The 15,232-nt window shown below is 69.5% G+C and carries 12 protein-coding genes; 5 read left to right on the top strand and 7 right to left on the bottom strand.

Annotated features, from left to right (window positions below; genetic code table 11):
- Positions 1-37 precede the first annotated feature (37 nt).
- Positions 38-2,938: a helix-turn-helix transcriptional regulator gene (locus tag G3T36_RS14955; RefSeq protein WP_338031597.1), complete on the top strand. Its 2,901-nt coding sequence runs from the start codon at positions 38-40 to the stop codon at positions 2,936-2,938.
- A gap of 268 nt (positions 2,939-3,206) precedes the next feature.
- Here the strand turns inward: G3T36_RS14955 and G3T36_RS14950 are convergent, their stop codons facing one another.
- Together G3T36_RS14950 and G3T36_RS14945 are read right to left on the bottom strand one after the other, a co-directional pair.
- Complete coding sequence (locus G3T36_RS14950) at positions 3,207-4,433, bottom strand: RNA polymerase sigma factor (RefSeq protein WP_338031596.1); 1,227 nt, start codon at positions 4,431-4,433, stop codon at positions 3,207-3,209.
- A complete protein-coding gene (locus G3T36_RS14945) occupies positions 4,430-4,801 on the bottom strand; it encodes a YciI family protein (protein ID WP_163290606.1) in 372 nt (123 codons plus the stop codon). The genes G3T36_RS14950 and G3T36_RS14945 overlap by 4 nt, the downstream gene beginning before the upstream one ends.
- Before the next feature lie 110 nt (positions 4,802-4,911).
- On the opposite strand from G3T36_RS14945, the gene G3T36_RS14940 reads away from it, so the two are divergent.
- Positions 4,912-5,358: a YybH family protein gene (locus tag G3T36_RS14940; RefSeq protein WP_163290605.1), complete on the top strand. Its 447-nt coding sequence runs from the start codon at positions 4,912-4,914 to the stop codon at positions 5,356-5,358.
- Positions 5,359-5,539: 181 nt separating this feature from the next.
- On the opposite strand, the gene G3T36_RS14935 is transcribed toward G3T36_RS14940, so the two are convergent.
- Genes G3T36_RS14935 through rsmI form a run of 5 tightly spaced genes read right to left on the bottom strand, consistent with a single transcriptional unit; the run spans position 5,540 to position 10,703 of the window.
- Positions 5,540-6,475, bottom strand: a complete 936-nt coding sequence (locus G3T36_RS14935) for a 4-(cytidine 5'-diphospho)-2-C-methyl-D-erythritol kinase (RefSeq protein WP_163290604.1) — start codon at positions 6,473-6,475, stop codon at positions 5,540-5,542.
- Between the two features lie 27 nt (positions 6,476-6,502).
- The gene (gene rsmA / locus G3T36_RS14930; protein ID WP_163290603.1) at positions 6,503-7,348 is read right to left on the bottom strand and encodes a 16S rRNA (adenine(1518)-N(6)/adenine(1519)-N(6))-dimethyltransferase RsmA; all 846 of its coding nucleotides are present in this window, start codon (positions 7,346-7,348) and stop codon (positions 6,503-6,505) included.
- Positions 7,345-8,271: a TatD family hydrolase gene (locus tag G3T36_RS14925; RefSeq protein WP_163290602.1), complete on the bottom strand. Its 927-nt coding sequence runs from the start codon at positions 8,269-8,271 to the stop codon at positions 7,345-7,347. Before G3T36_RS14925 ends, rsmA begins: the two co-directional genes overlap by 4 nt.
- On the bottom strand, positions 8,264-9,844 hold the full coding sequence (gene metG, locus G3T36_RS14920) for a methionine--tRNA ligase (protein WP_163290601.1): 1,581 nt from the start codon (positions 9,842-9,844) through the stop codon (positions 8,264-8,266). The genes G3T36_RS14925 and metG overlap by 8 nt, the downstream gene beginning before the upstream one ends.
- A 10-nt stretch (positions 9,845-9,854) precedes the next feature.
- Entirely contained in the window at positions 9,855-10,703 is an 849-nt protein-coding gene (gene rsmI / locus G3T36_RS14915; protein ID WP_163290600.1) for a 16S rRNA (cytidine(1402)-2'-O)-methyltransferase, read from the bottom strand.
- Positions 10,704-10,742: 39 nt separating this feature from the next.
- On the opposite strand from rsmI, the gene G3T36_RS14910 reads away from it, so the two are divergent.
- The 3 genes from G3T36_RS14910 (at position 10,743) to G3T36_RS14900 (ending at position 15,148) form a co-directional block, all read left to right on the top strand.
- A complete protein-coding gene (locus tag G3T36_RS14910) occupies positions 10,743-12,347 on the top strand; it encodes a phospholipid carrier-dependent glycosyltransferase (RefSeq protein WP_163290599.1) in 1,605 nt (534 codons plus the stop codon).
- A 46-nt stretch (positions 12,348-12,393) separates the two neighbouring features.
- Entirely contained in the window at positions 12,394-13,962 is a 1,569-nt protein-coding gene (locus G3T36_RS14905; RefSeq protein ID WP_163290598.1) for a S53 family peptidase, read from the top strand.
- 166 nt (positions 13,963-14,128) lie between these two features.
- Positions 14,129-15,148, top strand: a complete 1,020-nt coding sequence (locus G3T36_RS14900) for a YeiH family protein (RefSeq protein ID WP_163290597.1) — start codon at positions 14,129-14,131, stop codon at positions 15,146-15,148.
- The last annotated feature ends 84 nt before the right edge of the window (positions 15,149-15,232 follow it).

The raw sequence follows: 15,232 nt of genomic DNA, 5'->3' as shown, positions 1-15,232 counted from the left end.
CCTCCCCGAATGGGTGCTGCCGCGCAATGTTGCGCCCGTGAAAGACTCGAAGCGACCGGCGCATCCCACCCGAGCTGGACGCGCCGCCGTCGTGTGGGGAGATGACATCATGCTGATCGGCAGAGACTTCCCCCGCGAGTCCATCCTCACGGTCGCCGGGCGCGCGCTCCTCGAGGGCGGCGCCGTGCTGGTCACCGGCGAGCCGGGTCTCGGCAAGACCACCCTCCTCGCCGATGTGGCCACACGCCTCGACGGCTGGGCGGTGGTGCGGGTGCATGCCGACTCGTTCGAATCCGACCTGGGCTACGCGACCGTGGAGACCCTGGTCCGCGGTCTGAACACCCGCACAGCATCGCGGGTGCGCGCCCCGGACCCGACAGACAGCGCCATCACGGTCGGTCGGCTCCTCCTGGACGCCGTGGACGGGATCGGCTCCCCCGTCGCGATTCTCATCGACGACGCGCAATGGGTCGACGAAGCATCTGCGCGCGCCCTGCGCTTCACCGTGCGTCGTCTCGTCGACCAGCCGTTCCTCCTCATCGCAGCGACACGACCGAACGCGGGAAACGCATCCGCCCTCTTCGACGGCCTGGCCGCCGCGCTGCCCAACGGCGCGCGCATCGACCTCACCCCGTTCACCGTCGACGACACGCAGGAGCTCGCCAACCGCATCCTCGGACACGCCGTCTCGCGCCGCACTGCCGCCCGGCTCACGGAGGCGACGCAGGGCTCGCCGCTGCTGCTGAACGTGTTGCTCGTGCAGCTGCGGGAATCGTTCGCGGAAGCCCTCCACCCGGCCGGATGGGAGATTCCGATCGACGCGGCCGTTCCCCTCTCGGGCGCCGTCGCGGCTGCCCTGGACGGAACCGACCCGTCCGTGCGCGCGGCGGCAGAAGTCGTCGCGGTGCTGCGCGACCCCATCCCCGTTCCCTTCTACGGCACCATCGCGGACCGACTCGGACTGGTCGTCGACGTCGACACGGCGATCGAACGCGGCCTGGTCGCATCGAAAGTGCGTGACGGCGTCGTGTGGCTGGAACCCGCCCATGCGATCCTCGCGGATGCGATCACCGCCGATCTGCTGGTTGCGCGACGCGTCGAGATCCACCGGGTCGCTGCGTCCGTTCTCTCCGGTCACCGGGCACTTCGCCACCGCGTCGAGGCCGCCGACCGAGCCGACCCGACGCTCGTCGCCGAGCTGATGGCCGCAAGTCGTGAGGCGGCGGAGCTGGGCCACGCGGGCCAGGCCATGAGCTACGCCCGGTCGGCCGTCCACCTGTCCACTGCCGGTGACGAGAGGGAGCGGGCGCTCATCGAGATCGGGATGCTCGCTCTGCGGACGCGGCTCCATGAGCGCATCTTCGACCTGGTGCCGGCGATCGAAGAGCTTCGGCCGAGCCCGCCGCGCGACGCGATCCTGGTGGAGCTCCGCACGCTGACCGGGAACATCTCCGGGGCACTCGCACTCGGACTCGCCCTCCAGGCGGCCCCGGCGACCAGCGCCGAGGAGCGGGTCCTGCGGGCGCACGTCGCCTGCGCTCTTCCGATGGTGCAGATGGCGACGCGCGACTTCGGCTCCGTCCTCGGCCAGATCGACATAGCCCGCTCCTTCCTGGCGACGTCGCCCACACATCCCGACGAGGTCGCCGACCCAGCCGTGAGCTGGCTCGTCCAGCCGCGCGAGGAACTCCTGCGGCTGCTCGGCTGGCTGATCACCGCGGCATCCCACATGGGCCGGACGGAACTCCTCGCGGCGAGCGTCGACGAACTCGACACCTTGCTGGACGGACCAGGATCCCCGGCCGTCGTCGACGCCCTCGTCTCGCGCGCCAGTGTGTTCATCCGCCTCGGGGACATCGATCGCGCCCTCGACGACCTGGAGCGCGCGAACGACCTCATCCGGCTGTTCCCGTCGAGCTGGACGGCTGGCCATGGCCGGTCGATCTACGCCCACGTGCTCTTCCTCCTCGGCGAATGGGACGAGTCGGTCACCGTCGCCGACACCGCCGTTGCCCTCGCGCTGGACGAGACCGACCTGTCGGCGTGGCCGATCGCCCTCACGGTCTCCACACTGGTGCGGGCTGGGCGCGGAAAGGGCCGCGCCGTCGAGGAGCGCCTGGCCTCCGCAGGCGAGGCCCGACCCGGAATCAGTGGCTCCTACGACACCGACCTGCCATTCATCGCACGCGCCGAGGCGGCCCGCGCGGCCGGCGACCGCCTGACGCAGCTCGCCGCGACGGAACCGGCGACCCGCGAAGCCGCCGCATCCTCCACTCTCGGATGGCTGACCTACCGCATCGACGCGCTCGCTGCCCTCGGCCGCAGCGACGAAGCCAGGGCCGAGCTGGCGGTCTGCGACGACCGCTCGCGTCTCTGGCGGCCCTACTACGGATCGCTCTCCTGGCTGGAGGGCCGGGTCCTCGAAGCGGAGGGTCACGCGGATGCGGCGATCACCTCCTACCTGCTCGCCGCCGACTCCCCCGCATCCGCCCGTCTCCCCTTCCCGCATGCGGTGACCATGCTGGATGCCGGGCGGCTCCTCGCGACCGAAGGACGGCATCCGGAGGCCGTCGACCTGCTGGAGCGCGCCGCCGCCGTCTTCCGGCGTCTCGGGGCCGCCGACTACCTCGCGCGCTGCACCGAACAACTCGAGGCCCTGCGCCGCGCCGGGGCGGAGACCGCTCTCCCGACGACCCGCGACGACCCGTTCGCCGACCTCACGACCCGAGAGCGCCAGGTCGCGCACGCGCTGGCCGCCGGCATGACCAACAAGGAGATCGCCGAACATCTCTACGTCTCGGTCACGACGGTCAACTTCCATGTGCGAAACATCCTCGCCAAGCTGCGAATCTCGTCGCGGCGCGAGTTGCGCAGCCTCGCGCGCGCGGCACGGGACAGGTCCGCGCCGAGCGGCCGCCGGCCGGATCGGACCCGCTGACCCGACTCGTGCGTGGGCAGACCGCACCGACCCCGTCAAGAGTTGACGGTTTTCCGTCCAGCGCTTGGTGCGTCGCCGCTCACGTCGATACCGTGAAATTCACCCCGGGATGACCGACCACCCTGGCTGATCGCGTGGAAACGCTTCCGACACGAATCGTCTCAACCCGACATGCGCTCTGCCCGCTCGGTCGGCATCCCTGGGGCCCCGGCACATCCCTGGAGCCCCGGCACTCCGTCGCCGGAGTCACGAGTCAGGCGGCCGGCGCTCAGCGCGCGTCGGCGAGCCGCAGCGCCTGCTGTTCGAGGTAGCGCTGTTCCGGGGTGCTCAGCGTGCGCCGCGCGGCCGTCGTGAACGCCTCTCGGGCCGCGTCCCGGTCGCCGGCCTGCTCGAGCAGGTGTGCGCGCACGACGTCGACGCGGTAATGACCCGAGAGCCCGACGCCGTCGGCGACGCTCTCGAGCTGGGCGAGGGCCACGACCGGGCCGTCGACCTCGGCCAGGGCGACGATCCGGTTGAGTGTGACCATCGGGCCGGGCTCGAGGCGTTCGAGCACGTCGTACAGCCCGAGGATCTCGTTCCAGTCCGTGTCGGCGGCGGTGGGGGCCTCGTCGTGGACGGCGGCGATCGCCGCCTGCACCTGGTACGGCCCGACCGAGGTGTTGGCGAGGCTGTCGCTGATGAGCGCGACCCCCTCCGCGATCGCGGCCTTGTCCCAGAGCGAGCGATCCTGCGCCGCCAGCGGGATCAAGGCGCCGTCGGGGCCGCTTCGGGCGGGCCGGCGTGCGTCGGTGAGAAGCATCAGGGCCAGCAGCCCGACCACCTCGCCGTCCTCGGGCACCAGCTCGCGGAGCATCCGGGCCAGCCGGATGGCCTCGGCCGCCAGTTCCACCCGCGTCGCCTCGCGGCCCGAGCTCGCGGTGTGGCCTTCGGTGAAGATCAGGTAGAGCACCCGCCGGACGCTCGTGAGCCTCGACGGGCGCTCGGCGTCATCCGGCATCGAGAACGTCCCGCCCGCGTCGCGGATGCGCTGCTTGGCACGGCTGATCCGTTGTGCGATCGTCGCCTCCGGCACGAGGAAGGCACGGGCGATCTCCGCTGTCGTGAGTCCTCCGACCGCACGGAGGGTGAGCGCGACCTGGGAGGTGGGCGTGAGTGCGGGATTGCAGCAGAGCATGATGAGGGTGAGGCTGTCGTCGATCGAGCTCGGTGCAGGCGCATCGGCCTCGTCGAGCGACGCCACGGCCTCCTCACGGTGGCGTCGCGCCGAATCCGCGCGCCATAGTTCGATGCGCCGGCGGGAGGCGACGGTGATCAGCCAGCCGCGCGGACTGTCCGGGATGCCCGCCGCGGGCCACGTCTGCGAGGCGCTCAGCAGCGCCTCCTGTACTGCGTCCTCGCACAGGTCGAAGTCGCCGTACCTCCGGGTCAGCGCGGCGACGGCCTGCGGCGCGAGCTCACGCAGCAGGGCTTCGATCTCGGTCGGCCCGCTCACACGTCAGGCCCGCCCAGGCTGAGCACCGGCCGCACCTCGACCAGCCCGTATGCGGCCTCGGGAAACCATTCGGCGATCTCGACGGCCCGGTCGAGGCTTTCGCAGTCGACCAGGTAGAACCCGTTCAGCTGCTCCTTCACCTCGGCGAAGGGTCCGTCGGTCGCGGTGAGGGACGTGTCACGGGCGGGGATGCGCACGGCGAGCGACGGATCCGTGAGCGCCTCGGCGGCGACCAGCTCACCGGATGCACGCAAACGCTCGTGCAGTTCGGCATAGAGTTCGTACCCTTCGGCACGCTGCTGGTCGGTGAAGCTCTCCCATGCGGCGCGGGACTGCGGGTTGCCGTTGATGAGAATGAGGTACTTCATCACTGCCTCCATCGTTGGGTGAATCTTCTCACCCGATACGTCGAGACCGACACGTCTGCTTCGACGTCTCTTGTGGAAGTCCAGATCGGATGCACACGAAGGAGAAGATCATGACCACCACGACAACGACAGCAGACACCGACATCCGGGCGGTTCTGGCCGAACGCGAGCGCGCGATGAGGGCACGGGACGCCGAATCGCTCGGAGCCCTGTTCACCGACGATCTCGTCAGCTTCTCGCTGGCGCCACCCCTGTCGTCGCAGGGGCGCGACGTCGAGGGGCTGCGCGCGTGGCTCGCCACGTTCGACGGGCCGATCGGGTTCGACATCACCGACGCGGTCGTCGAGGCGGCCGACGACATCGCTTTCGTCCACAGCATCAATCGCCTGTCGGCGACGCCAAAGGGAAGCGACTCGCCGTTCACCCTCTGGTTCCGGTCGACGCTGGGCCTCCGCAGGGTCGGCGACCGCTGGCTGATCGCCCACGACCACGGCTCGACGCCGTTCTACATGGATCCGAGCACCGGGTTCCGGGCGGCGATCGACCTCACGCCGTGAGTGATGCTCGCGCGGGGCTTCGTCGCGTCGCGCCCTGTCGGGCCAGGTAGGTCGTCGCACTTCCTTCGTCCCAGCGCACTTCGTTGCACGAGTGCGCTGGGACGAAACGCGTGCGCTGGGACGAAACGCGTGCGTGCGCTGGGGCCAATCTCGTGCGCTGGGACGAAACGCGTGCGGAGCGCTACTCCGAGAGGATGCGCGCACCGTGCACGGGCGCCGTCGCCCTCACGGCGGTGTGACGGGATGCGCTCAGCGCGATCTGCAGGTCGAGCGCGCTGTCGAGGTCCGCGGTCAGGAACGCCACCGTCGGCCCCGAGCCCGAGACGATCCCGGCGAGCGCGCCGTTCATCTCGCCGAGCTCGATGATCTCGCCGATGTGGGGGGCGAGATGGATGGCCGGCGCCTGCAGGTCGTTGACCAGCGTTTCGGCGAGCATCCGCGGATCGCCCGCGCGCAGCGCCTGCAGCACATTGGCGTCGACCGTCGGCTGCTTCTGCGCCGGGAAGATGTCTTGCGAGTGGCGTTCGCGGTGCCGGTCGAGCTCGTTGTAGACCTCGGGCGTGCTCATGCCTTCTTCGGGCAGCACCAGCACCCAGTGGAACTGGCCCTTGGCGAGCGCGGGGCTGAGACGGTCACCGCGCCCTGTGCCGATCGCCGTGCCCCCGATGAGTGCGAACGGCACGTCGGCGCCGAGCCGGGATGCGAGTGCCAGCAGCTCCTCTTTGGTGCAGTCCGTTCCCCAGAGCGCGTCGCAGGCCAGCAGGGTCGCTGCGGCGTCCGCGGAGCCGCCGCCCATCCCCCCGGCGATGGGCACGTGCTTCTCGATCTCCAGGTGCACGCCACCCCGGTAGTCGGCCTTGCGGGCGAGCATCCGTGCCGCCTTGATGGCGAGATTGTTGCCGTCCGTCGGCAGGCCCGACGAGTCGATCGTGCCGCTGAAAGAAACCGAGAAATCATCGGAAGGGTAGGCGCGGACATCTTCGTAGAGGGAGACCGCCTGATAGGCCGTTGCGACGTCGTGGTACCCGTCGTCCATGACAGCCCCGACCCGGAGGAACACGTTGATCTTGCCCGGCGCCCTGGCGTGCACCATGTGGAGCGAGGCCTCGGAGGTCATGCTTCCAACCTACAGCCCTCGCAGCGCTCAGATCTCCCGCGCGATCGCGATGAAGTCGTCGACGGTCAGCTGCTCGCCGCGTTCGGTCGGTTCGACGCCCGCTCGCACGAGGGCGGCGGATGCGCTCGCAGCGTCGCCGAACACGCTGGAGAGCGACTGCCGGAGCATCTTCCGCCGCTGCTGGAAGGCCGCGTCGACGACCGCGAAGGTGCGCGCCCGGAGTGCCTCATCGCCCGGCTCCGTCTCGTGACGCTCGAAGCCGACCAGGATGGAGTCCACGTTGGGGACGGGCCAGAAGACCTGGCGGCTGACGGTGCCGGCGGTCCGCCAGCGCCCGTACCACGCGGCCTTCACGCTCGGCGACCCGTACACCTTCGAACCGGGCTCAGCTGCGACGCGCTGGCCGACCTCCGCCTGCACCATGACCACACCGGTGCGGATGCTCGGGAAATGCTCGAGGAAATGAAGCAGCACAGGGACGGACACGTTGTACGGAAGGTTCGCCACCAGCCGTGTCGGCTCGCCGGCGAGCTCGGTGACGGTGAGCGCGTCGCGGTGGACGACACTCAGTCGGCCGGCGGCGGACGGCGCGAGCGATTCGACCGTGACCGGCAGCTGGCGCGCGAGCCGCCCGTCGATCTCGACGGCGACGACGGATGCTCCGGCCTCGAGCAGGCCCAGCGTGAGCGACCCGAGTCCGGGGCCGACCTCGACGACGCTGTCACCCGCCTCGACGCCGGCTACCCGCACGATGCGCCGGACGGTGTTGGCGTCGATCACGAAGTTCTGGCCGAGCTTCTTGGTGGGCGTCACGTCGAGCAGCTCCGCCAGGTCGCGGATCTCCGCCGGCCCCAGGAGCCGGACGTCGGTCATGCGACGGACCCGATGGGGGTGGTCGGCGGCGATGCGACAGGCTCGGAATCCCAGCGACCGTAGACGAGCTCGGTGTTCGACGAGATCTGGGCGGCGAGCATCGAGACGTCGGTGCGGAGGTGCTCGGCCATGGCGCGCAAGGTGTGCGGGATGAGGTAGGGCGCGTTGGGGCGGCCGCGATACGGCATCGGCGTGAGGAACGGTGCATCCGTCTCCACCAGGAGCAGGGCGCGCGGCGCCACCTCGAGGGCCTCGCGCAGCTGCCCCGCGTTCTTGAACGTCACGTTTCCCGCAAACGACATGTACCAGCCGTTGTCGGCGCAGAGCTGGGCAAGCTCTGCGTCGCCGGAGAAGCAGTGGAAGACCGTGCGTTCGGGGGCGCCGACGCGCCTCAGGGTTCGGATGACGTCGTCGTGCGCGTCGCGGTCGTGGATCTGGAGCGCGAGATCGTTCTCTTTGGCGATCTCGATGTGCGCCTCGAACGAGCGGAACTGGGCGTCGCGCCCGGATTCGTCGGTGCGGAAGAAGTCGAGCCCCGTCTCGCCGACGGCACGGACCCGCGGCCGCCCTGCCAGTTCCGCGATGATCTGGAGTGCATCGTCGAGTTCGCCGCGCGCCGCGTAGTCGGGCGCGTCGTTCGGGTGGACAGCGACCGCTGCGAGCATCCGCGGCTCGATCGCCGCCATGTCGGCCGACCAGCGCGACGTCTCGACATCGTTGCCGACCTGGACGACTCCCCGCACGCCGACACTGGATGCGCGGTCCAGCTGCTCGCGGTAGTCGAGAGGATCGTCGCCGTCCGAGATCTCGAGGTGCGTGTGGTTGTCGTACACGCCGACCACGAGCGCCTCCGGCAGGGGCGGATAGCTCAGATCGCGGCCCTCCGCCTTGTGCCGGTGACGGATGTGGGACTCGTCAGACAACGGTCGCTTCGATCCGGGGGAACAGCGCTTCGAGCCCATTGACGGTCGTGCCCGCCGCGAGCTGGCCCCACCGGCCCGCGTCGCGGATCGGCTGCGCAGTGAGGGGACCCAGCTCCTGACCCGCACCGAGCGATTCCCAGAGCCGCTCCGTGGCGGCGGGCAGCACCGGCGACAACAGGACGGCGAGCGCCCGCAGGCCTTCCGCGGCCGTGTAGAGCACGGTGCCCAGGCGTTCGCGCTGGGTCTCGTCCTTCGCGATCGACCACGGCTCCTGGGTCGTGATGTACCCGTTGAGTTCGTCGACGATCGTCCAGATCGCTGAGAGCGCATCGTGGATGGCGAGGCCGCCCATCGCCGCATCCGCGTCTGTTACGGCCTTGGCCACCACATCCTGCACCACCAGGTCGGCCGCGTCGTAGTCGCCCGCCGGTGGCACGATGCCGTCGAAGTAGCGCGAGACCATCGCGATCACCCGCGAGGCGAGGTTGCCGAAACCGTTCGCGAGCTCCGCCTGGTAGCGGGCCGCGAGATCCTCCCAGCTGAACGAGCCGTCCTGTCCGAAGCTGATGGCGCGCATGAAGTAGTAGCGGAAGGCGTCCGAGCCGAACGTCTCCGTGATCTGCGTCGGGGCGATGCCGGTGAGCTTCGACTTCGACATCTTCTCGCCGCCGACCAGCAGCCAGCCGTGACCGAACACCTGGTTCGGAACCTCGAGCCCCGCGGCCATCAGCATTGCGGGCCAGATGACGGCGTGGAAGCGGAGGATGTCCTTGCCGACGATGTGGGTGGCCGGCCAGCGGCGCGCGAACTGCTCGTCGTCCTGGCCGTAGCCGACAGCGGTGACGTAGTTGAGGAGCGCGTCGAACCAGACGTAGACGACGTGGGATTCATCCCACGGCACCTTGATGCCCCAGTCGAAGCTCGACCGGGAGATCGACAGGTCGGACAGGCCCTGGCGCACGAACGAGACGACTTCGTTGCGCGCCGCGTCGGGCTGCACGAAGTCCGGTCGGGAGTCGTACAGGTCGAGGAGCTTCTCGGCGAAGTCGCTCATGCGAAAGAAATAGTTCTTCTCCTGCAGCAGCTCGAGCGGCTTCGAGTGGATGGCGCACACCTTCTGGCCGACGTACTCGCCGGTGCCGTCGACGATCTCACTCTGCGGCTTGAACTCCTCGCAGCCGACGCAGTACAGCGCCTCGTATTCGCCCGCGTAGATGAAGCCGTCGTCGTAGAGCTTCTGCAGGAACAGCTGGACGTTCTTCTCGTGCCGCTCGTCCGTCGTGCGGATGAAGTCGTCGTTCGCGATGTCGATCGTCTTCAGCAGCGGCAGCCACTCGTCGTGCACGAGGCGGTCGGCCCACTCCTTCGGCGTCGTGCCGTTGGCGGTCGCCGTGCGCAGGATCTTCTGGCCGTGCTCATCGGTGCCCGTGAGCAGCCAGCTGTCGTCGCCGGCCTGGCGGTGCCACCGGGCCAGCACATCAGCGGCGACCTCGGTGTACGCGTGCCCGATGTGGGGAACATCGTTCACGTAGAAGATCGGCGTGGTGATGTAGAACGAAGAGCCGTCGGACATGCTGACTATCCTACGGGCGCGGGCGAGCCCCTTCGGCGGCTGTTACGCGCGCGGCCAGCGCCGCCTGGTAGAGGTCGCGCCTGCCGAGCCCGGTCGCCTCGGCGACCTCGGCGGATGCGTCCTTGAGGCGCGTGCCCGCCGCGACCAGAGCCAGCACCTGCTCGACGCCGGTCTCGAGGTCGGCGACGGCCTCGGGTGCGCCCTCGACGACGATGCAGATCTCACCGCGAACGCCATCCGCCGCCCACGCCGCCAGCTCGGCGGCGGTCCCTCTGCGCACCTCCTCGAACATCTTCGTGAGTTCACGGCAGACGACGACCCGGCGGTCGGAGCCCAGCACCGAGGCGACATCGGCGAGCGCGGCGGCAAGCCGGTTCGGCGACTCGAAGAAGACCATGGTGCGGCGCTCGCCGGTGAGAGCGCGCAACGCGCTCATCCGCTCGCCCTGTTTGCGCGGGAGGAATCCTTCGAAAGTGAAACGGTCGGTCGGGAGGCCGGAGACGGCGAGCGCGGTGATCACGGCCGACGGGCCGGGCAGCGCTGTCACGGCAACCCCGGCGGCGGCCGCGGCCTCGACCAGGTGGAAGCCGGGGTCGGACACGGTCGGCATGCCCGCGTCGCTGAGGACCAGCACATCCGACTCCCGTGCCAGCTCGACCAGCTCCCCAGCGCGGTCGCGCTCGTTGTGATCGTGCAGGGCGATGAGCCGCGGCCGGTTCTCCACCCCGAGGCCCGCAAGCAGTCGCTGCGTGACCCTCGTGTCCTCGGATGCGACGATCCCGACCGTGCCGAGCGTCTCGACCAGACGCATCGACGCATCCTTCAGATTGCCTATGGGAGTGGCGGCGAGGATGATCATCAGCCCAGTCTGACAGGCGGACCTCACTAACATTGCAGCGTGACCAGGACTCCCACAATCGGCTTCGACGCCGTCGTCGCCGAACCGACCGGCAGCCGCCTCGACCACTGGTGGGCGCGCACCCTGCGGACTCCGCTGCGCCTGAAGCTCTGGTACTGGGGCGGTCCGCTGGCGGTGACCCTGCTCGCGGCCGTGCTCCGACTGTGGAACCTGGCGAACCCGCACGCCCTGGTATTCGACGAGACCTTCTACGTGAAGGACGCCTGGACGCTCCTGCATCTCGGCTATGAGGGCAGCTGGCCCGACAAAGCAGACCTGAGCTTCAACGACGGCAACACGAACATCTATGCAACGGCGCCGTCGTTCGTAGCGCACCCTCCGCTCGGCAAGTGGATCATCGCGCTGGGGCTCGCGGCCTACGGTGCGGGGAACAGTTTCGGCTGGCGCGTCAGCACGGCGGTCGTCGGCATCCTCGCGGTCGTGGTGCTCATGCTCATCGCGCGCAAACTGTTCCGTTCGACCATCCTGGCCGTGATCGCCGGGTTCCTGATGGCGATCGACGGGCACGCGATCGTGATGAGCCGCGTCGCGATCCTCGACAACTCGGTGATGCTCTTCGCCCTGCTCGCCTTCTGGTGCATCCTTCTCGACCGCGACTGGCACGCAACACGCCTCGCCGCGAAAGTCGCGGAGCAAAGGCGGACCGGCGAACCGGCGTGGGGCCCCGTGGTCTGGTGGCGTCCCTGGCTGATCGCGGCGGGCATCCTGTGCGGGCTGTGCGCCGGTGTCAAGTGGACCGGGCTGTACTTCCTCGCGATCTTCGCGATCTACACGGTGATCGTGGATGCGGTGGCCAGGCGCCGCGCCGGCCTGCCGTTCTGGATCTCGGGCAGCATCCTCAAGCAGGCACCTGCCACCTTCGTGCTCATGGTCCCCATCGCTCTCGTCAGCTACGTCGCGACCTGGTCGGGCTGGATCGTCACGAAAGGCGGCTACGACCGGTCGTGGGCCACCACGGTCGGCAAGCCCTGGGAGGGCGTACTGGCCTGGGTCCCGCACTGGCTCCAGAACCTGTGGCACTACCAAACGGAGATGTACAACTACAGCATCAACCTGCACGTGCCGCACCCGTACCAGGCGAACCCGCTGACCTGGCTCTTCATGATCCGGCCGACGAGCATGTACTACCAGGGAACCGTGCTCGGACAGGACGGCTGCACGTCATCGTCGTGCTCCTCCGCCATCACCTCGGTCGGGAATCCGCTGATCTGGTGGGCTGCGGCCGCGGCTGTCTTCTACCTGGTCTACCGGCTCATCCGATACCGCGAATGGCGTGTCGGTCTGATCCTCACCGGCGTGGCCGCCGGCTACCTGCCGTGGCTGCTGTACATCAACCGCACGGTGTTCCAGTTCTATACGATCGCGTTCGAGCCCTACCTGATCCTGGCGCTGACCTTCGTCATCGCGCTGATTCTCGGCAAGCCGACGGATGCGGCGTGGCGGCGCAAGCGCGGCATCCTCACGGTCGCGATCTACCTCGCCATCACGGCTGCGGTGAGTGTGTTCTTCTATTCGATCTGGACTGCCCAGCAGGTTCCGTTCTGGTTCTGGCAGCTGCACATCTGGCTACCCAGCTGGCGATAGGCCGTTCAGGGTGTCGGGTGTCGGTGAGCGGTGGTAGACCGGGGACATGGCCACTCCACACGAGAACGAACCGCTCGACCTGACGCCGCTCCCCGGAAGCGAGCGGGCCCCCGCTCCCGGAGTCACCTCCTCGGAGCCGCTTCCGCCCGAGACACCGATCCAGGCGACCCTCATCGTCCGTCGTCGCGCAGAAGTTCCGGAAGACGTGCTCACGAATCCGCTTCCGCCCGACGAGTTCGCTGCCCGGTACGGCGCCGACCCGGCCGACCTCCAACTCGTCACATCGACGCTCGAGTCGCTGGGCGTCACGGTGATCGACAGCAGCGTGGCCGATCGACGGGTCAGGGTGTCCGGCACGGCGGCCCTCCTCAGCCGGGTGTTCGGCACCGACCTCGGCCTCGCCACCAGCGTCGACGCGAACGACAACGCGGTCACCCACCGGCACCGCACCGGCGGACTCAGCGTGCCCTCCGTACTCAGCGGGGTCGTCACCGCTGTGATCGGACTCGACGACCGGCCACAGGCGCGCGCGCTCTTCCGCGTCGCGATGCCGGCAGCCGTGAACACCAGCTACACGCCGATCGAACTGGGCGCGATCTACTCGTTCCCCCCGAACACGGACGGCTCCGGCACCACCATCGCGATCATCGAACTCGGGGGCGGCTTCGCGCAGAGCGACCTCGACGCCTACTTCGGCGGTCTCGGGATCACGCCGCCGACAGTGACTGCGGTCGGGGTCGACGGCGCGACGAACGTGCCCGGCCAGGACCCGAACGGCGCAGACGGTGAGGTGCTCCTCGACATCGAGGTCGCCGGCGCCCTCGCACCGGGCGCACACATCATCGTCTACTTCGCGCCCAACACCGACGCCGGGTTCCTCGATGCCGTCGTCACCGCTGCGCACGCGACCCCCACACCTGCGGCGATCAGCATCAGCTGGGGCCAGAGCGAAGACCAGTGGACCGCTCAGGCCCGCACGGCCTTCGACCAGGCGCTCGTCGACGCGGCGGCCCTCGGTGCGACAACCACGGCGGCCGCCGGAGACGACGGAAGCTCGGATCGCGAGACCGATGGTCGCCCGCACGTCGATTTCCCCGCATCCAGCCCTCACGCACTGGCGTGCGGAGGGACTCGACTCAACGCGGACGCCTCGACAGCCACCGTGCGGTCGGAAACCGTGTGGAACAACGGGCCGGGCAACGGAGCGACCGGCGGCGGCGTGAGCGACACCTTCCCGCGACCGGCGTGGCAGGCGAATGTCGGAGTTCCGACCTCGGCCCAGGCGTCCGGTCGCGGGGTTCCGGATGTGGCTGCCGACGCCGACCCGCAGACCGGCTACCGCATCCTCGTCGACGGGCAGGAGATCGTGATCGGCGGCACCAGTGCGGTCGCTCCGCTGTGGGCCGCGCTGATCGCGCGGCTCGTCCAGTCGACCGGCAGACCACTGGGTCTGGCCCAGCCGAAGCTCTACGACACGATCAGCGCGGGACAGGTCGCGCCGGGCTTCCGCGACATCACGAAGGGCGACAACGGCGCGTACGATGCCGGTCCGGGCTGGGACGCCTGCACCGGTCTCGGCGTACCCAACGGCTCCGCGCTCCTCGCCGCCCTCTGACCGGGGCCCTCGACCGCCTCGCCTCGGGCGCCTCGCCTCGCCGCCTCGCCTCGGGCGCCTCGCCTCGCCGAGCACAGGGTTATTCGCGTTTTGAGGCCGTCATAACCGGACTTTGCCTGTGCTCGGCGATCAAGTGAGGTCGGGCAGGACGGCCAGAATAGAGGGGATGAACGCCGCCGCCGCCGATACGCGATCCACGCTCGCGTGGCTTCCCGGGCTGATTGCCGCCGCAGCCGCAGCTGCAGCCGCGTGGGGCATCCACTGGCTCGTGCCCGCGATTCCACTGCTGACGGCGGCTGTCGCGCTCGGCATCATCGTCGGCCAGCTCCCGTTCGCACGCCCTGCGATCACGGGGTCGCTCGCGCCGGGGCTCGCCGTCGCATCCCGCCGGCTGATGCGCATCGGCATCGTGCTGCTCGGCCTCAAGCTGAGCCTCGTCGACATCGCGAAGCTGGGCTGGCTGACGATCCTCACGACCGTGGTGATCGTCGTGCTCACCTTCGTCGGCACGATCGGGCTCGGCCGCCTGTTCCGCCTTCCCGGGCAGCAGCCTCTGCTGGTCGCGACCGGCTTCTCGATCTGCGGCGCGTCGGCGATCGGTGCGATGAGCGGGGTGGTGCGCGCGAAGGACGAGGAGACAGCGACACCGGTTGCGCTCGTCACCCTCTGCGGCACGCTGGCGATCTTCGTCCTGCCGGTGTTCTGGCATCCGCTCGGACTCACGAGCGTCCAGTTCGGCCACTGGGCGGGCGCCGGTGTCCACGACGTCGGACAGGTCGTCGCGACCGCCCAGATCGCCGGCTCCGCGGCCCTGGCCGTCGCCCTCGTCGTCAAGCTCACCCGCGTGCTGATGCTCGCGCCGATGGTCGCGCTCACGTCGGTCGTCGAGCGTCGCCGGCACGTCGACCCCGACCCTGCAGCGAAGCGGCCGCCGATCGTCCCGCTGTTCGTCGCCGGGTTCATCGCGGCCATGCTGGTGCGGTCGTTCCTGCCGGTTCCGCCTGCGGTACTGAACGGCGCCGACACCCTGCAGACCTTACTGCTGGCGATGGCCCTGTTCGGGCTCGGTTCGGCGGTCCGCCTCCGCACCCTGCTGGGGACCGGATGGCGCGCGCTCGCGGTCGGGCTGCTCTCGTGGGTGCTCATCGCGGCACTGGCGCTCGGAGCCGTCGAGCTCTCGAGCTGAGACCGCCGAGGCGACCGCCGGGACGACCGCCGGCGCCGGTTGCGGACTGTTACACCGTGGCACAGCGCGTCCTGCACGCTCGGG

It is taken from the genome of Leifsonia tongyongensis (assembly GCF_010686705.1).
GTDB lineage: Bacteria > Actinomycetota > Actinomycetes > Actinomycetales > Microbacteriaceae > Diaminobutyricibacter > Diaminobutyricibacter tongyongensis.
The sequence above is the reverse complement of the archived record's forward strand: the minus strand, read 5'-3'. Positions and strand labels throughout refer to the sequence as shown.